The 18,326-nt window shown below is 73.6% G+C and carries 10 protein-coding genes; 6 read left to right on the top strand and 4 right to left on the bottom strand.

The features are described 5' to 3' along the window. Positions 1–88: 88 nt before the first annotated feature. Positions 89–910, bottom strand: coding sequence for a peptidylprolyl isomerase (locus tag IEY99_RS24665; RefSeq protein WP_373293430.1), 822 nt, complete (start codon positions 908–910; stop codon positions 89–91). Positions 911–1,019: 109 nt separating this feature from the next. After that, the gene (locus IEY99_RS24660; RefSeq protein ID WP_189206431.1) at positions 1,020–2,636 is read right to left on the bottom strand and encodes a methyl-accepting chemotaxis protein; all 1,617 of its coding nucleotides are present in this window, start codon (positions 2,634–2,636) and stop codon (positions 1,020–1,022) included. Between the two features lie 94 nt (positions 2,637–2,730). On the opposite strand from IEY99_RS24660, the gene IEY99_RS24655 reads away from it, so the two are divergent. Continuing rightward, a complete protein-coding gene (locus IEY99_RS24655; protein WP_189206430.1) occupies positions 2,731–3,696 on the top strand; it encodes an NAD(P)/FAD-dependent oxidoreductase in 966 nt (321 codons plus the stop codon). 15 nt (positions 3,697–3,711) lie between these two features. On the opposite strand, the gene IEY99_RS24650 is transcribed toward IEY99_RS24655, so the two are convergent. Together IEY99_RS24650 and IEY99_RS24645 are read right to left on the bottom strand one after the other, a co-directional pair. Further along, positions 3,712–7,665 (bottom strand): HAMP domain-containing protein, encoded by a 3,954-nt coding sequence (locus tag IEY99_RS24650; protein ID WP_229799209.1) that lies wholly within the window; start codon positions 7,663–7,665, stop codon positions 3,712–3,714. A gap of 155 nt (positions 7,666–7,820) precedes the next feature. Further along, the gene (locus IEY99_RS24645) at positions 7,821–8,810 is read right to left on the bottom strand and encodes a Ppx/GppA family phosphatase (RefSeq protein ID WP_189206545.1); all 990 of its coding nucleotides are present in this window, start codon (positions 8,808–8,810) and stop codon (positions 7,821–7,823) included. 234 nt (positions 8,811–9,044) lie between these two features. Between IEY99_RS24645 and ctaD the strand changes: the two genes are divergently transcribed. The 5 genes from ctaD to IEY99_RS24620 all read left to right on the top strand — a co-directional run. Then, positions 9,045–10,796 carry an aa3-type cytochrome oxidase subunit I gene (gene ctaD / locus IEY99_RS24640; protein ID WP_189206429.1) on the top strand — a complete coding sequence of 584 codons (1,752 nt, stop codon included), beginning with the start codon at positions 9,045–9,047 and terminating at the stop codon, positions 10,794–10,796. A 386-nt stretch (positions 10,797–11,182) separates the two neighbouring features. Then, complete coding sequence (locus IEY99_RS24635) at positions 11,183–12,769, top strand: glycosyltransferase family 2 protein (RefSeq protein ID WP_229799208.1); 1,587 nt, start codon at positions 11,183–11,185, stop codon at positions 12,767–12,769. 44 nt (positions 12,770–12,813) lie between these two features. Beyond that, complete coding sequence (locus tag IEY99_RS24630; RefSeq protein WP_189206428.1) at positions 12,814–13,629, top strand: HlyD family efflux transporter periplasmic adaptor subunit; 816 nt, start codon at positions 12,814–12,816, stop codon at positions 13,627–13,629. After that, a complete protein-coding gene (locus tag IEY99_RS24625) occupies positions 13,626–15,929 on the top strand; it encodes a glycosyl hydrolase (protein ID WP_189206427.1) in 2,304 nt (767 codons plus the stop codon). The genes IEY99_RS24630 and IEY99_RS24625 overlap by 4 nt, the downstream gene beginning before the upstream one ends. Positions 15,930–16,067: 138 nt before the next feature. Further along, on the top strand, positions 16,068–18,326 hold a 2,259-nt coding region (locus tag IEY99_RS24620), incomplete at its 3' end, for an ATP-binding protein (RefSeq protein ID WP_189206426.1).

Here is an 18,326-nt window from a genome sequence, read left to right as displayed (position 1 = left end):
CTCCGTGGGGGCCAACGATGCAGGATGCAGGGAGCTCACACGACGAAAAGGGTCCTCCGCGGCACCCGCGGAGGACCCTGTGGCGTGGTCAGCGGCGGATGTGGGCCGCCTTGATCGTCGTGGTCAGGGCCGGGGCGCCGTCCACCGGCGCGGGGTCCTCCGGCGTGGGGGCCACTCCCCCGGCCGCCACCCGGTCGAGCGTCTCCAGGCCGGCCTGCTCCACCGTGCCGAAGATCGAGTAGTTCGGCCGCAGGGCGGAGTCCGCGTACACCAGGAAGAACTGGCTGCCGTTGGTGTCCGGGCCGGCGTTGGCCATGGCCAGGACACCGCGGGCGTAGACGCGGCGCTCGCCGGTCGGATCGGTCGGTGCGGGCGGCAGGCCGGTCGGCAGCTCGTCCCGGTAGCGGTAGCCGGGGCCGCCCGAGCCCGTCGCGCTGGGGTCGCCGCACTGCAGCACCTTGAGCGTCGGGTACGCGGTCAGCCGGTGACAGATGGTGTGGTGGTAGAACCGGTGCCGGACCAGGTGCAGGAAGCTCTGCACCGTGCACGGCGCCTCGGCGCGGTCGAGCAGCAGCGGGATCGGGCCCAGGTTGGTCCGCAGCAGCACCTCGACCGTGCCGCGGCTCGGCGTGCGCCGGGGATCGGGCGGCAACGGGACCGGCCGGGCCGCCGGCTCGTCCGGCGTCGGCGTGTACGCACAGGGCCCGTCGGTGGGCTCCGTCGGGTCCGCACTCCCGGACCCGACCCGCGCGACACCGGATCCACCGCCGGCGGTGGCCGGCACCGCGCCGGACACGCCACCCCCGGCGGCCGGTGCCGCGCCGGACACCCCGCCCCCGGCGGCCGGTGCCGCGGCGGCGGGCGCCGCTCCGGCCAGGCCGGAGCCGAGTACGACCACCGTCGCGAGCACTCGGCCCAGCGAAACACTGCGACGCGGACTTTCCTGGACCACTTCGTCCTCCATGGCTCGGCTGACCGTCACACCACGGTTTAATCGAGCTTCATGGATAGGTCAAGCGTCAGTACCGGAACCGCCCCACCAGGTCGCGCAGCCCGCCGGACATGGCGGCCAGCTCGGCCGCGGCGGCCCGGGCCTGGTCGACGCCGGCGTCCGTGGTCTGCGCGGCCTCCGCCACGCCGCGGACCGCCGCCGCGATCTCGGTGGCGCCGTTGACCGTCTCGGTGACGCCGCGGCTCATCTCACGGCTGGTGGCGCTCTGCTCCTCCACCGCCGCCGAGATCGTCTGCTGGTACGTGTCGATCTCGGTCACCACCTCGCGGATCCGGCTGATCGCCTGGACCGCCGCCCCGCTCGTACCCTGGATGGCCTGCACGCGGGCGATGATGTCCTGGGTCGCGCGGGCCGTCTCCTGGGCCAGGTCCTTGACCTCGCCGGCCACGACCGCGAAGCCCTTGCCGAGCTCGCCCGCCCGGGCCGCCTCGATGGTGGCGTTGAGCGCGAGCAGGTTGGTCTGCTCGGCGATCGCGGTGATCACCTTCACCACGTCGCCGATCTCGGCGGAGGAGACCCCGAGCTCGGCGACGGTGGCCGAGCTCGCCTCCACCGCCTTGACCGCCTCGACCCCGAACTCGGCGGCGGCCGACGCGCTGCGGGCGATCTCGGCGATCGCCGCGTCCATCTCCACCGCACCGCCGGCCACACCCTCGACGTGGCTGGACACCTGCTCCACCGCGCCGGAGGCCCGGGCGGCCTCCGCGGCCGTGGACGCCGCGCCGGTGGCGAGCCGGGCGCTGGTCGCGGAGAGCTGCTCCGACGCCTCGGCCATGGTGACCGCGTTCTCGGCGAGCGTGCGCACGGTGCCGCGCAGGTCGGCGATCATGGCGTCCACCGCCTGCCCGAGCTGGCCGGTCTCGTCCCGGCTGGTGAGCCCGGTGGTGACCGTCAGGTCACCCGCGCCGACCTTGCCCAGGACGCGGATGCTGCGCCGCAGCGGCCGGACCACCGAGCGGGTCACCAGGCGGCTGAGCAGCAGCGCCAGGCCCACGGCCAGCGCGCCGGCGATGATCACCGTCATGATCACCAGGCGGCCGATCCGGTCCACCTCGGCGGTCAGCACCTTGACCCGCTCGGCGACCGAGTCGATCAGCTTGCCGGTCGAGTCGTCGAGCTGGCTCCACGCCGTGTCGAGCGGCTCGTTGAGGACGTCGTACGCGGCCTTCATCGACTCCGGGGTGTCCTGGGCGATGAGCCCGACCATCTCGTCGTCGTACTTGAAGTACTCGTCCCACAGGCCCCGCTGCCGGTCGAACTCGGCCCGTTCGGCGTCGGTCATGTAGTCCCGGTCGACCTTGGGCAGCAGGTCGTAGACGGCGGTCTTGGACTCCAGCAGGCCGGCGCGGTTGTAGGCGTCCGGCTCGACCGCCTGGGCGCCGCCGTTGACCAGCGCCTCGGAGTAGACGTACCCCTGCCATCCGCTGATGTCGGCGTTGAAGTACCGCAGCTCGTGGACCTGCTCGGCCAGGCCGCGCAGCCGGGTCAGGTCCTTCTGGAGCTGGCGCTGGCGGTGGGCACCCCAGGCACCGGCACCGGCCACCGCGACGAGCAGGGCGCACACCAGGAGAAAGGCGCCGCCCAGGCGGGCGCCCACGGACATGTCGAGAAGTCGCTTTCGCACACTTCTCCCTTCGGCGTACCCATAATGCGGCTGAGTGTGAGGGGTGTCCCCCCGGGGCCTTTCCCGCCCGGCGCCGCGGCCGTACGGTCGGGGCATGCAGCGGGTGGACGTGGCCATCGTCGGTGCCGGCCCCACCGGGTTGTTCGGGGCGTACTATGCGGGCTTCCGCGGTCTCTCGGTGACGCTCGTCGACGCCCTGCCGGAGGCGGGAGGGCAGGTGTCCGCCCTCTATCCGGAAAAACTGATCTTCGATGTCGCCGGCTTCCCCGCCATCCGCGGCCGGGACCTGGTGGCCGGCCTGGTCGCCCAGGCCGCCCCGTTCGATCCGGAATACCGCCTCGGCGTGCGCGCTCTCGGACTGGCGTACGAGGACGGGCGGCCGGTCGTCAGCCTCTCCGACGGCGAGCGGCTGGGATGCGGCGCGCTGCTGCTCACCGCCGGCATGGGCAGCTTCTCCCCCCGCCCGCTGCCGGCGGCGCAGGACTTCACCGGCGACGGGGTGCGCTACTTCGTCCCCCGCCTCGCCGAGCTCGCCGGCCACGACGTGGTCATCGTCGGCGGCGGGGACTCGGCGTTCGACTGGGCGGCCGCCCTGCACCCGATCGCCCGGTCCGTGACGCTGGTACACCGGCGCGACCGCTTCCGGGCGCACGCCGGCAGCGTGGCGCAGGTCCGCGCGCAGGGCACCGAGATCATCGTCAACGCCGAGGTGCGGCACATCCTCGGCGACGGCCGGGTGACCGGCGTGCAGGTGGTGGCGGGCGGCGAGACACGGTCACTGCCGGCGGACACCGTGGTCGCGGCGCTCGGCTTCACCGCCGACCTCGGCGCCCTCGCCGACTGGGGGCTGCGGCTCGACCACCGGCACGTCGTGGTCGACTCCACCATGGCGACCAACCTGCCGCGGGTCTTCGCCGCCGGGGACATCAGCGACTACCCGGGCAAGGTACGGCTGATCGCCGTCGGCTTCGGCGAGGCGGCCACCGCGGTCAACAACGCCGCGGTGGTCATCGACCCGTCGGCCCACCTGTTCCCCGGGCACTCCTCCGACCAGGGATGACCCGCGCCGGGCCGGTCACTGCGGGTCGGGGGCCAGCCACCGGTCGATGCAGGCGAGCAGGTCCTCGGCGTCGACCGGCTTGGTCACGTAGTCGCTGGCCCCGGAGCTGAGGCTCTTCTCCCGGTCGCCCTGCATGGCCTTGGCGGTCACCGCGATGATGGGCAGGTCGGCGTACTCGGGCATGGCCCGGATCGCGGCGGTCGCGGCGTACCCGTCCATCTCCGGCATCATGACGTCCATCAGGATGAGGTCGACGTCCTTCTGCTGGGCGAGGATCTCGAGGCACTTGCGGCCGTTCTCCGCGTAGAGGACCTCCATGCCGTGCAGCTCGAGGATGTTGGTGAGGGCGAAGACGTTGCGGGCGTCGTCGTCGACCACCAGCACCTTGCGGCCGTCCAGCTTGGCGGGGACCTCCTCGGCGGCGACGGCCTCGGGCTCCGCCTCCGGCCGGGCGATGATGGGCCCGGCGACGTCGACCGACAGGTGCAGGGTGATCCGCTCGCGCAGCTCGTCCAGGCTGGGCAGCAGCTCCAGCGGCCGGGTGTGGGACAGCGCCTGCAACAGCGTCTCCTGGCCGGAGGTCAGGCGGTGCCCCTGGTACGCCAGCACCGGGACGTGCCGCAGGGCGGGGTCCTCGTGCAGGGCCCGCAGGAACGCGGAGCCGGTGTCGGCCGGCATGGCAAGGTCGAGCACCACGGCGTGGCAGGCGTCCGACCGCAGGTCGGCGATCGCGGTCTCCGGGTCCACCGCGGTGCACACCTGGACCGGGCCGTGGGTGCGCGCCACGGCGGCCGCCGCGCCCTCGGCCAGCAGGGTCAGCAGCCCGTTCGCGTGGCTCTCCACGACCAGCAGCCGGCGGCTGCGCTCGCCGGTCTGCGGGCGCGGCCGGGCGAGGAGGTCGGCCGCCGGCGTCTCGTCGTCCGGTACGGACGGCACGGCGCCCACGTGGGTCGCCGGGAGGTAGAGCGTGAAGGTGCTGCCCTGGCCCAGGACGCTGTGGGCGCTGATCTCGCCGCCGAGCAGATGGGCGATCTCCCGGCTGATCGACAGGCCGAGGCCGGTGCCCCCGTAGCGCCGGCTGGTCGTGCCGTCGGCCTGCTGGAACGCGTCGAAGATGGCGCTGAGCTGCTGCTCGGCGATGCCGATACCGGTGTCGACGACCCGGAACGCGAGCACCGAGCCGTACGCGGCGAGCTGCGGCGACATCTCCTCCGGCCGGGCCAGGTCGATACGCAGCCGGACGCTGCCCTCCTCGGTGAACTTCACCGCGTTGGACAGCAGGTTGCGCAGGATCTGGCGCAGCCGCTGCTCGTCGGTGAACAGGCCGGTGGGCACGTCGTCGCCGGTGGAGACCTCGAAGGCGAGACCGCGGGCGGTGGTCAGCGGGCGGAACGTCGCCTCCACGTAGTCCACCAGGACCTGCAGGTTGAACGCCTCCGGGGTGATGTCCATCTTGCCGGCCTCCACCTTGGACAGGTCGAGGATGTCGTTGATGAGCTGCAGCAGGTCGGTGCCGGCGGAGTGGATGACGCCGGCGTACTCGACCTGCTTGGCGGTGAGGTTGCGGGTCGGGTTCTGGGCCAGCAGCTGGGCCAGGATCAGCAGGGAGTTGAGCGGCGTCCGCAGCTCGTGGCTCATGTTCGCCAGGAACTCCGACTTGTACTTCGAGGCCAGGGCGAGCTGCTGTGCCCGGGCCTCGAGCTCCTGGCGGGCCTGCTCGATCTCGGAGTTCTTGGTCTCGATGTCGTGGTTCTGCCGGGCCAGCAGCGTCGCCTTGTCCTCCAGCTCGGCGTTGGAGCGCTGCAGCTCCTCCGAGCGGGCCTGCAACTCCTCCGAGCGCGCCCGCAGCTCGGCGGCGAGCCGCTGGGACTCGGTGAGCAGCACGTCGGTCCGCGCGTTCGCGACGATCGTGTTGACGTTGACGCCGATGGCCTCCATGAGCTGGTCCAGGAAGTCGCGGTGCACGTCGGTGAAGGCGGCCATGGAGGCCAGCTCGATCACGCCGAGCACCTGGTCCTCGACGACGATGGGCAGCACCACCAGCTGCAGCGGTACGGCGGAACCCAGGCTGGACGAGACCGTGAAGTAGCCGGCCGGCACGTCGTTGACGACGATGGGCCGCTTGGCGACCGCGGCCTGCCCGACGAGCGACTCGCCGAGCGCGAAGCGCCGTCCCGTGCCCTGGTGCCCGTAGCTGCCGATCACCCGCAGCTCGGTGCCGCCGGTGCTCTCGTCCACCAGCAGGAACGTGCCGAGCTGCGCGTTGACCAGCGGGGCCAGCTCGTTCATCACCAGCGTGGCCACGACCTCGAGGTCGCGGTGGCCCTGCATCAGGCTGGAGATCCGGGCCAGGTTGGTCTTGAGCCAGTCCTGCTCCTGGTTGGCCCGGGTGGTCTCGCGCAGCGACTGCACCATGAAGTTGATGTTGTCCTTGAGCTCGGCCACCTCGCCGGAGGCGTCCACGGTGATCGAGCGGGTCAGGTCGCCGGTGGCCACGGCGCTGGTCACCTCGGCGATGGCGCGGACCTGGCGGGTGAGGTTGCCGGCCAGCTCGTTGACGTTCTCGGTCAGCCGCTTCCACGTACCCGAGACGCCCTCGACCTCGGCCTGGCCGCCGAGGCGGCCCTCGCTGCCCACCTCGCGGGCCACCCGGGTGACCTCGGCGGCGAAGCTGGAGAGCTGGTCGACCATCGTGTTGATGGTCGTCTTGAGCTCGAGGATCTCGCCGCGCGCGTCGACGTCGATCTTCCTGGTGAGGTCGCCCTGCGCGACCGCGGTGGTCACCTGGGCGATGTTGCGGACCTGCCCGGTGAGGTTGTTGGCCATGGAGTTGACGTTGTCGGTCAGGTCCTTCCACGTGCCGGCCACGTTGGGCACCCGGGCCTGGCCGCCGAGCTGGCCCTCGGTGCCGACCTCGCGGGCCACCCGGGTCACCTCGTCGGCGAACGACGACAGCTGGTCCACCATCGTGTTGATCGTGTTCTTCAGTTCGAGGATCTCGCCCCGGGCGTCCACGGTGATCTTCTGCGACAGGTCGCCGCGCGCCACCGCCGTCGCGACCTGGGCGATGCTGCGCACCTGGCCGGTCAGGTTGCCGGCCATGGAGTTCACCGAGTCGGTGAGGTCGCGCCAGGTGCCCGCCACCCCGCTGACCTGCGCCTGCCCGCCGAGGCGCCCGTCGGTGCCGACCTCGCGGGCCACCCGGGTCACCTCGTCGGCGAACGACGACAGCTGGTCCACCATCGTGTTGATGGTGCTCTTCAGTTCGAGGATCTCGCCCCGGGCGTCCACGGTGATCTTCTGCGACAGGTCGCCGCGCGCCACCGCCGTCGTCACCTGGGCGATGTTGCGGACCTGGTTGGTGAGGTTGCCGGCCATGAAGTTCACCGAGTCGGTGAGGTCGCGCCAGGTGCCCGCCACCCCGCTGACCTGCGCCTGCCCGCCGAGGCGGCCCTCGCTGCCCACCTCGCGGGCCACCCGGGTCACCTCGTCGGCGAACGACGACAGCTGGTCCACCATCGTGTTGATCGTGTTCTTCAGTTCGAGGATCTCGCCGCGCACGTCGACGGTGATCTTCTGCGACAGGTCGCCGGTGGCCACGGCGGTGGCGACCTGCGCGATGTCGCGGACCTGGTCGGTCAGGTTGCCGGCCATGGCGTTGACGGAGTCGGTCAGGTCCTTCCAGGTGCCGGACACCCCCGGGACCTCGGCCTGGCCGCCGAGCTGCCCCTCGGTGCCGACCTCGCGGGCCACCCGGGTCACCTCCGAGGTGAACAGGGACAACTGGTCCACCATGCCGTTGAACACCGTGGCGATCTCCGCGAGCAGGCCGTCGCCGTCCTGCGGCAGCCGGGTACGGAAGTCGCCGTCGCGTACGGCGGTCAGCCCGGCCAGCAGCCGGCGCAGATCGGGGTCGGCGACGGCACCGCCCGGCGCCTGACGCTGCCGCACGGTCGTGTACTCAGTCACCGCATTCGTCCCCTTCGCCCCTTCGCCGCATCCTCGGGGATGACGCGACGACCGGCCGCCAGTATGCACCGGATGGAGATCAAGACGTCGGACAGCGGATGTGGCACTTACCCCGACCGTGGTGTCAGATCACGGACGGTGCTGTCGGATGACGGTCAGTTGCCGGTGTCGCCCTTCGCCGGGGCCGGAGGCCAGCGCCGCCAGGTCGCTCCGGCCGGTTCCGGCGGGCTGGACTCCAGGCGGCGCAGCAGGATGCCCTCGCGCAACCCCCAGGGGCAGATGCGGACGGCCGGGACGTCGAGCCCGCGCATCACCTCGTATCCGACGACGGCACCGGCCAGGATCTGCCCGGCCCGGTGCTCCGACACCCCGGGAAGGCGCTGCCGGTCCGCGGCGGCGATCGCGGCCAGCCGGTCGATCCACGGCCGCAGCGCCTGCCGCCGCAGCTCCCGGGCGACGAACGGCCCCCGCCGCAGCGGCGGCGACCCGGTGAGGCGCGCCAGCTGCTGGAAGGTCTTGGAGGCGGCCACGGCCGTGCGGGGCGACTCCCACGAGCCGCGGGCCGCGATCTCGCGCACCTGCTCGCGGACGTGCCGGCGCAGGTGGTGGACCGCCCGCGCGGACGGCGGGTCGCCGTCGCGCAGGAACTCCCGGGTCAGCCGGCCGGCACCCAGCGGCAGCGACAGCGCGGAGTCCGGCAGCCGGTCGCGCCCGAACGCGACCTCGAGGGTGCCGCCGCCGATGTCGAGCAGCAGCATCGGCCCGGCGCTCCAGCCCAGCCAGCGGCGTGCCGCCAGGAAGGTCAGCTGCGCCTCCTCCAGCCCGGTCAGCGTGCCCAGCCGGATCCCGGTGCACCGCTCCACGTCGTCCAGGACGCGGTCGCGGTTGGGCGCGTCGCGCACCGAGGCGGTCGCGTACGCGAAGAAGCAGTCCACCCGGGCCCGGCGCATCTCCTCGGCGGCCCGCGCCACCGCCTCGACCAGCCGGCGGCGGCCCGAGCCGGCGACGGTGCCGTCCGGGGCGAGCCGCTCGGCCAGGCGGGTCCGCAGCTTCCAGCTGTGCGCCGGCAACGGCAGTCCGCCGTCGGCGTCGGTCACCAGCAGGTTGACCGTGTTGGAGCCGACATCGAGCACCGCCTGCCGCATGACCCCCCGCATCCGCCGGCCACCCGGCCGGCACTCCCCGCGGACCATCATCGCCGATCGCGCGACCGGCCGCGCGCCGCACTCCGCCGGCCGGACCAGCCGGTGATCAGCACCGTCGATGCCGGGCCGGGCCGCAAGGCGATCACGACGTCGACGACGGTTGATGCGCGCCCAGGGCCATCGGCGTAGCGTCAGGTGCGGTCGCAGAGCTTTCCGTCGCCCACGGAGGACGTCATGACCGCGGTCGAGCCGAAACCCCTCGTCGCCCAGCCCTGGCCCGTGCGCCGCCCGGTCCGGGGCTCCGCTCTGGCCCGTACGCTGCGGACCACGGACGCGAAGCAGATCGGGATCATGTACATGGTCACGTCCTTCGCCTTCTTCATGGTCGGCGGCCTGATGGCCCTGCTGATGCGCGCGGAGCTGGGCCGGCCCGGGATGCAGCTGCTCTCGCCGGAGCAGTACAACCAGCTGTTCACCATGCACGGCACGATCATGCTGCTGTTCTTCGCGACGCCGATCGTGTTCGCCTTCGCCAACTTCGTGGTGCCGATCCAGATCGGCGCGCCCGACGTGGCGTTCCCGCGGCTCAACGCGTTCGCCTACTGGCTCTACCTGTTCGGCGGGATCATCGCCGTGGCCGCCTTCTTCACGCCGTCCGGGGCCGCCGACTTCGGCTGGACGGGCTACGTCCCGTTGAGCGACTCGACCCACTCGCCGGGCGTCGGCGGCAACATGTGGGTGGTCGGCCTGGCCCTGTCCGGCCTGGGCACCATCCTGGGCGCCGTCAACATGATCACGACGGTCCTGACGCTGCGGGCGCCGGGCATGACCATGTTCCGGATGCCGATCATGACCTGGAACATCCTGGTCACCAGCGTCCTGGTGGTCATGGTCTTCCCGTTCCTGGCCGCGACGCTGTTCGCGCTCGCCGCGGACCGCATCCTCGACGCGCAGGTCTTCGCACCGGAGACCGCCGGTCCCATGCTGTGGCAGCACCTCTTCTGGTTCTTCGGCCACCCCGAGGTCTACATCATCGCGCTGCCGTTCTTCGGCATCATCACCGAGGTCGTACCGGTGTTCAGCCGCAAGCCGCTGTTCGGCTACAAGGGCCTGGTCGGCGCGACCCTGCTGATCGCGGTGCTGTCGATGAGCGTGTGGGCGCACCACATGTTCGCCACGGGCCAGGTGCTGCTGCCCTTCTTCAGCTTCCTGAGCTTCCTGATCGCGGTGCCGACCGGCATGAAGTTCTTCGTGTGGATCGGCACCATGTGGCGCGGGCAGATCAGCTTCGAGTCGCCGATGCTCTTCGCCCTCGGCTTCATGGTCACGTTCCTGCTGGGCGGGCTCACCGGGGTGCTGCTGGCCTCGCCGCCGGTCGACTTCCACGTCCACGACAGCTACTTCGTGGTGGCGCACTTCCACTACGTGCTGTTCGGCACGATCGTGTTCGCGGTGTTCTCGGGCGTCTACTTCTGGTTCCCGAAGATGTTCGGCCGGATGCTCGACGACCGCCTCGGCAAGGTCCACTTCTGGCTGACGTTCGTCGGCTTCCACACGACGTTCCTGGTGCAGCACTGGCTGGGCGCCGAGGGCATGCCCCGCCGGTACGCCGACTACCAGGCCACCGACGGCTTCACCGCGCTGAACACGGTCTCCACGATCGGCTCGTTCGTCCTGGGCGCCTCGACGCTGCCGTTCCTCTACAACGTGTGGAAGTCGTACAAGGCCGGTCAGCTCGTCACGGTGGACGACCCGTGGGGCGCGGGCAACTCGCTGGAGTGGGCGACGTCCTGCCCGCCGCCGCTGCGCAACTTCGACCGCATGCCGCGCATCCGTTCGGAGCGCCCGGCGTTCGACGCCAAGTTCCCCGAGCTGGCCGCGGGCGCTCAGTCGGCCGCGGGCCCGCCGGAGGGCGGCGCCCGGCCGTTGAGCGCCGAGTCGGACAGCGGCGCCCGCTATCGGGAGGACACCTCCGACGGCCGGTGAGGCGATCGGAATTTCAGTTGGCGCACATGGCCGCGCCGACCCGATGAAAACGTTTGTGAGGGTCGTCACTCGAGGCTCGGGGCGCCGTTACCCGAGCCTCTTCCGTCTGACCTGCGGGGGCACTGTCCCAGCCGGAAAAGAATGCGATGAACGACCGGTTTACGTGCGGATACAGCGACGTTTCAAGACCTGGTCAAAGCCCGTATCCGCATTCTGGGCTGCCCGTTTGCCAATGACTGGCGTCTACCCCTAGCGTTTTTCGGGTGCCACCCCGACGCCGTCCGGCGCGGGTCCGGCAGCGGTCCGACAACGACGACGGACGCCCGTGATCGCCATTCTTTATGACAGCGAAACAAACTGTCGAATATCCCTGCAAGGGAGCGACCATGCCGATCGCCGAACCGCAATCGCGCGCCGCCAGGCAAGCCTGGCGGCCGCTGCAGCGGTCCACCCGGGTCGCCATCCTCGGGGCGCTGCTCGCGACCCTCTTCTACCAGACCTTCCTGCTGGACCCGCAGTATCGCGGGCCCGTCTGGCTGTGGAGCGCGATGCTGCTGGCCGAGGGCCTGACGGCCGTGCACGCCATCGGCACGTGGTGGACCATCCTGGCCCACGACAACCGCGACGAGCCCGCCGGCGTCACCGTGCGCCGCAACCGGCTGCGCGCCGGCGCCGAGGTGCCCGCCATCGACGTCTTCATCACCGCGTACGGGGAGGCGCCCGAGCTGGTCCGCACGACCCTGCGCGCCGCCCGCGACATGACGCTCCCGCACGCGACGTGGGTGCTCGACGACGGGGACAGCGACGTCCTGCGCGACATCTGCGCCGAGGAGGGGGTCGGATATCTGCGCCGCGACGGCGGTCTGCACGCGAAGGCCGGCAACGTCAACGCCGCGCTCGCCCGCACCACCGGCGAGTACGTGGTGATCTTCGACGCCGACCACGTCCCCGATCCGGCCTTCCTGCTGCAGATCCTGCCGCACTTCGAGGACCCGGACGTGGCGTTCGTGCAGTCGCCGCAGTCGTACACCAACCAGGCGAACCTGGTCTCCACCGGCACCTCGGAGGCCCAGCGCATCTTCTACGAGCTGGTGTGCCCGGGCAAGAACCACTTCAACGCCGCGTTCTGCGTCGGCACCAACGTCATGTTCCGGCGCGCCGCCCTGGACGAGATCGGCGGCATCGCCACCGGCAGCAACTCCGAGGACATCTGGACCTCGGTGGAGCTGCACCGGCGGGGCTGGAAGTCCATCTACGTGCCGCAGGTGCTGGCCCGGGGGCTGGCGCCGACGGACGTGGCGTCGTACCTGAAACAGCAGCTGCGCTGGGCCTGCGGCGGCTTCGAGGTCGTGCTGCGCGGCGGGCTGCTGCGGCGCGGCAGCGGGCTGACCGTCGACCAGCGGTTGCAGTACCTCTTCGTGGGCACGCACTACCTGCTGTCGCTGGCGATGCTCACCTTCATGCTGCTGCCCGCGCTGTATCTGCTGTTCGCGCTGAGCCCGATCCGGGCCGACGGGGTCACCTGGGCCGCCCACTACGTGCCGTTCCAGGTGATGGTCCTGGTCGTCACCTGGCTGCAGTCCGGCGGCTTCAAGGGCTCCGCGATCGTCACGAGCATCGGGGCCGCGCCGGTGCACGCCCGGGCGTTCTGGGCGACGCTGCGGCGTACCCGGGCCACCTGGAAGGCCACCAACGAGGCCGGCGCCGGCACCCGGTCGCTCTGGGTCGTGATGCCGCAGCTGGCCCTGGTCGTCCTCAACGTCACCGGCATCGTCGTCGGCCTCGTCGTCATGGCCGACCCGGCGCCCACCTGGCTCTCCGTCGCCTGGGCCACGATGATCGTGCTGATCCTCGGGCGGATCGTCATCGAGTCGGTCGCCGGACGCGGCGCCGACGACCCGGACGCCGTCCCCGCCGGTCCCGGCACCGGCGCCGGGACCGTGCCGGCGAAGGCCGTCGCGCCGGCCCACTGAACCACCACCCATCGACCTGTTCCACCGTTCAAGGGATCACCGCCATGACCACTGTGGTCGAACACGACCGTCTCCCGGACTCCCCCGAGGCCGGACCCGATCGCACCGTCCCGCAGGCGCCGGACGGCGGTGCCCGCGGCACCTCCCGGTCCCGGATGCCCGTCGTCCGCACCTGCGTCGTCACCGCGCTGCTGGTGGCCGGCGCGGCCGCCGGCGGCACCTACGTGGCGAACCACCGGCTGGCCACCGGCGCCGTCGTCACCCTCGACGACGCCACCCTGACCGCGGACGCGCTGCCGGTCGGCGCCACCGGCTCCGGCGTGGTGACCGAGATCCTGGTGACCGAGCAGACCCGGGTCGCCGCCGGCCAGGAGCTCGCACGCGTGCGGCTGGCCGACAAGCCGCCCACGGGCGACCGGCCGGCGGTCGAGGTGCTGCGGGCGCCGACGCCCGGAACCGTGTCCGACATCGACGTCGCCGCCGGCGGCGTGGTGGGCGCCGGGGAGCCGGTGATCACCCTGTACGACCACACCCGGCTGAGCTTCCACGCCAGGGCCGGCGTGGAGCAGCTCCGCGAGCTGCGCCTGGGCATGGCGGCGCAGATCAGCGGCCCCGGCCTGGCCCGCCCGGTGCCGGCCGTCGTCGATCACGTCGAGGCCCGGGTGGGTCCCGACCCGCTCTCCGAGGCCCCGCTCTCCGAGGACCAGCGGGAGGCGCACGACCAGCTCACCGTCGTGCTGGTCCCGCGCACGGACGCCGTCGACCGGGTCGGCACGCTGGTGCCGGGCCTGCGCTTCACCGCCGGCATCGACACCGACACCGCGGTCGGCCGGACGCCCGCGGTGAACGGCGCCGGATGAGCGCCCGCCTCCGGCGGATCGTGACCGCCGCATGCACCGCCACGGCGATGGCGCTGACCGCGGGCTGCTGGACGCGCGACGCCGACCGGACGGTTCCGGAGCCGCCGCCGCCCGCGTACGGTGCGCTCACCGAGGGCGCCGCCACGACCCCGCTGGGACGCCCGGACCCGGGTGGCAAGGCCGTGCTGGCCGACGCCGCGGCGACCGGCGCGGCCCCGAAGACCGCGCCGGTGCGGGCCGGGCAGCCGCTGGCCGGGCAGGCTCTGCCCACCAACCAGTGGTGGACCTCGGCGTTGACCGGCCGGCTGGAGCGGCCGCTCTGGGCCCGGCCGCTGGCGATCGGGAGCACCGGGGCCGGGCTGGGCATCAGCTCCGCCGCCCCGGCCGCGTCCGCGAACGCGGTGGTGACGCCGTTCCAGCCGGCCCTGCACGCCGGCGGCCCGATCTCCGCCGTCGAGGTCACCGGGTACGGCGCCTTCCACGTCGTGCTGCGGGCCCAGCTCCGCGGCGGCGGCGCCATGGAGATCACCGTGGTGCAGGGCAGCCCGGTGCTGTACCTGGAGTTCGAGGGCGCGACCCCCGCCCTGACGGCGAGTGGGCCGGTCGTCCGGGTCGGCGGCTCCGGGCCGCTGGCCCAGCTCACCGTCGCCGGCCAGCGCTGGGACGTGCAGGCCGAGGACGGCGCCGGCTGGCGCCAGGACGGCGACCGGCTCACCGTGGACCGCCCCGGCCGCACCGCCGTCGCGGTGGCCCGGGTACCCGACCGGGTGGACGCCGGCCGGTGGGCGCGGGCCCTGGCCGGAGCCGCCGGCGACCCGGTGATCCGGACGACCTCCTCCATGGCGTACGACGCCACCGCCGGCACCGTCACGCAGACGCTGCGCGCGGAACGGCGGACCGGCCGGCCGGGGCTGTGGGCGCTGCTGCCCCACCACCGGGCCGCGCTGGTGCCCGGCGGCGACCTGGAGCCGCTGGCCGGCGACTACCCCGACTCGCGGGGATCGCTGTCGGTGGCACGGGCCACCGTCGTCCGCGTCCGGGTGCCGATGCCGGGCCTGGTCACCGAGGCACCCGCGGTCCCGCTGACGCGCACGGCCCGCGCCGCCGTGCTCGCCGACCTGACCGCCGACCTCGCCCGCGCACCGGCGACCGCGAAGGGCGGCAGCTACTTCGGGCTGAAGGAGCTGGGCCGCCTGGCCGCCGTCGCGGAGGTGGCCAAGGGCATCGGTGCCCGGGCCGAGCAGGAGACGGCCCTGCGCCGGTTGCGGCCGGCCCTCGTGGACTGGCTCACCTACCGCGGCCCCGGCGACGTCCGGTACTTCGCCTACGACCGGGTGTGGGGCGGCCTCATCGCGGTGCCCGCGGAGTTCGGCAGCGGCGACTACAACGACCACCACTTCCAGTACGGCTACCTGGTGCGCGCGGCGGCGGTGCTGGCCGAGGCCGATCCGGCGTTCCTGCGGGACTACGGCGGCGCCGTCGCGCTGGTCGCCCGCGACTACAGCGGCACCCTGTCCGGCACGGGCGCCAACGGCTTCCCGGCGTTCCGCGCGTTCAACGCCTACCTCGGCCACTCCGCGGCGTCCGGGTTCGCGCCCTTCGCCGACGGCAACAACCAGGAGTCGTCCAGCGAGGCGGTCGCCGCCTGGGAGGCGGTCACCCGCTGGGGCATCGTGTCCGGCGACGAGCAGCTCACCACGTACGGCGTCACGCACTACGCGCTCGAGGCCGCGACCGCCCGCCGCTACTGGCTCGGCGAGGGCGCGGAACGCCCGGCCGGCTATGCGCACACGGTCGCCGGGATCGTCTGGGACGCCAAGATCGACTACGCCACCTGGTTCGATCCCCGGCCGGAGTCCGTGCTGGGCATCCAGCTGCTGCCGCTCACCTTCGGGTCGCTGTACCGCGGCGACGCGGGCGCGGCCGCGGCCCGGCAGCGGGAGCTCACCCGCGACGTGCGCGGCGATCCCCGGGTGTGGGGCGACCTGTTCGCGGCCGACCTCGCGGTGGCGGATCCGGCGGCGGCCCGGCGCCGGCTCACGGCGAAGCTGCCGCGCGAGGAGAGTACGAGCCGCGCCATGGTCCGGTACTGGGTGGAGATGCTCGCGGCGTACGGTCCCCCGCAGCCCGCGGTGGTCGCCGACGGCCCGTACGGGCTGGCCTTCGGCACCACCAGCCAGCCGCGCCTGCTGGCGGCCAACCCGACGGCCACGCGCCGGACGGTCACGTTCCGCCGCGACGGCACGATCGTCGCGACCGTGGTCGTCGACGCCGGGCAGAGCATCGTCCGGCAGCCCTGACGGCGGGTGCGGCGGGCCCCTGACCGCCGCACCCGTCCCCGGCGCCCGGGGCGCCCACCGTCCACACGTACCGTCATCCGTCGATGGATATGATCGCGGCGCGCGGAGGCCGGCGGTCGGTCCGGCGGGGGAGGACGGGTGCGGGACTCGTTGGCCGGGCGGGCCCCGGAGCTGGCGGTGCTGCGCGACGCGCTGGACCGGCGGGCGAGCGGGGCGGTGGTGGTCGGCATCTGCGGCGACCCGGGCATCGGCAAGACCCGGCTGCTCGGCGAGCTCGCCGCCGAGGCGCGCCGCCGCGGCTGCCCGGTCCTGGCCGGGCGGGCCGCCGAGTTCGAGCGCGAGGTGCCCTTCGGCACGATCAGGAACGCGCTGGCCGACCACGTCGACCGGTCGGCCGTACCCGGCGCCGCCGACCTGCGGCTGCTGCGCTCGGTCTTCCCCGCCCTGAGCGCCGAGCCGGAGGCGGGCGAGCCCGCGCTGCTGGCCACGGAGCGGTACCGGATCCACCGGGCGGTGCGGGCCCTGCTCGAGGGCCTCGCCGCCGACCGCGGGCTGGTGCTCGTCCTGGACGATCTGCACTGGAGCGACGCGGGCTCGGTGGAGCTGCTCGACCACCTGCTGCGCCATCCGCCGCGCGGCGGCGTGCTGCTCGCGCTGGCGTACCGGCCGCGGCAGGCGCCGGCCCGGCTCGCCTCCGCGATGGCGGCGGCGGTGCACCGCGGGCTGGCCACCGTGGTCACCGTCGGGCCGCTGTCGTTCGCCGAGGCCGGGCCGTTGCTGCCGCCCGGGGCGGGCCCGCGCCGGCGCCGGCGGCTGTACGACGCCAGCGCCGGCAACCCGTTCCACCTGGAACTGCTGGCCCGGGGCGCCGCCGTGGACGAGGGCGCCCCACCGCCCGACGTCGCGTCCGCCCTGGCCGGGGAGTTCGCGGCGCTCGACACCGTACGCCGGGAGGTGCTGCACGCGGCCGCCGTGACCGGCGACGACGCCGACCCCGGCCTGCTGGCCATCGTGGCGCGGCTGCCCCTGGACGCCGTCCTCGCCGCCCTGGACGAGCTCACCGCCCGGGACCTGGTGCGCCCGGCCGGCTTCGGCGGTGCCGTGCGCTTCCGGCATCCGTTGCTGCGCAGCGCCGCCTACCACCACGCCGGCCCGGGCTGGCGGGTCGCGGCGCACGCGCGCGCCGCGGCGGAACTGCGCCGTCGCGGGGCACCCGTCGCCGACCAGGCGGTGCACGTGCACGCGTCGGCCGCCGTCGGCGACCTGGATGCGGTGCGGCTGCTGCGGGTGGCCGCGGCCCAGGCGCTGCGGGTCACCCCGGCGGCCGCCGCCCACTGGCTGCAGGCGGCGCTGTCCCTGCTCCCCCGGCAGGACGACACCGTCGCCACCCGCATCGAGCTCCTGCACCTGCGCGCCGAGGCCCTCGGCATCACCGGCCGCCTCGCCGAGGGCCGGGCGCTGCTCCACGAGCTCCTCGGCATGCTCGGGCCCGGCAGCGAGCCGCGGGCCCGGGTGGTCGGCTTCCTGTGCGCGCTGCTGCACCTGCTCGGCGAGCACGAGGAGGCGCACGCCCTCGTCCTGCGCGAGCTGGACAGCCTGCCGGAGCCCCGCGGCATGGCCGCCGGCACGCTGCGGGTCGCGCTGGCCCTGACCACCCTGATGACCGGCTCGGCCGGGGACACCGCGGTCGCGGAGGCCATCGAGACCGCCCGGCACACCGGCAGCCGGCCGCTGCTCGCCGCCGCGCTCGGGGTCGGTGTGGCGGTCAGCCAGGCGTCCGGCGGCGGCCGGGACAGCGGCGAGCGGCTGGACGAGGCGACCGCCATGGTCGACGCCATGCCCGACCACGAGCTGGCCGAGCGCCTCGACGCCGCGCTCTTCCTCGGCTGGGGCGAGCTCTACCTGGAGCGCTACGCCGCGGCCCGGCGGCACCTGCGCCGGGCGCTGCGGGTCGCCCGGGCCACCGGCCAGAGCCACCTGATCGGCGCGTTGCAGACCCTCGAGGGCGTCGTGTACTGCTGCACCGGCGACCTGCGCGAGGCCGTGCCCCTGCTCGACGACGCGCTGGAGTCCGAGACGCTCACCGGCGGCCGGGACGGGCGGGCACGGGTGCAGGGATACCGGTCCTGGGCCCTGGTGTGGACCGGCGACCTGGCGGAGGCGATGGCCGCCGGCACGGAGGCGGAGACCCTGGCCGGCGGCGACCGCGACTGGCAGTCCGCCTCCGCCGACGGGATGCTCGGCTGGGTCCGCTACGCCGCCGGCGACCCGGAGGGCTGCCTGGAGCTCATGCTCACCGCCGGGCAGGGTGCGGACCTGCGCGCCGTGCGGCCCCAGTGGCGGCCCCGATGGTTCGAGGTGCTCACCGCGGCGGCCGCCGCCACCGGCGACCGCCGG

Source organism: Couchioplanes azureus (genome assembly GCF_014648355.1).
Lineage (GTDB): Bacteria > Actinomycetota > Actinomycetes > Mycobacteriales > Micromonosporaceae > Actinoplanes > Actinoplanes azureus.
This window is presented reverse-complemented; position numbering and strand designations above follow the sequence as displayed.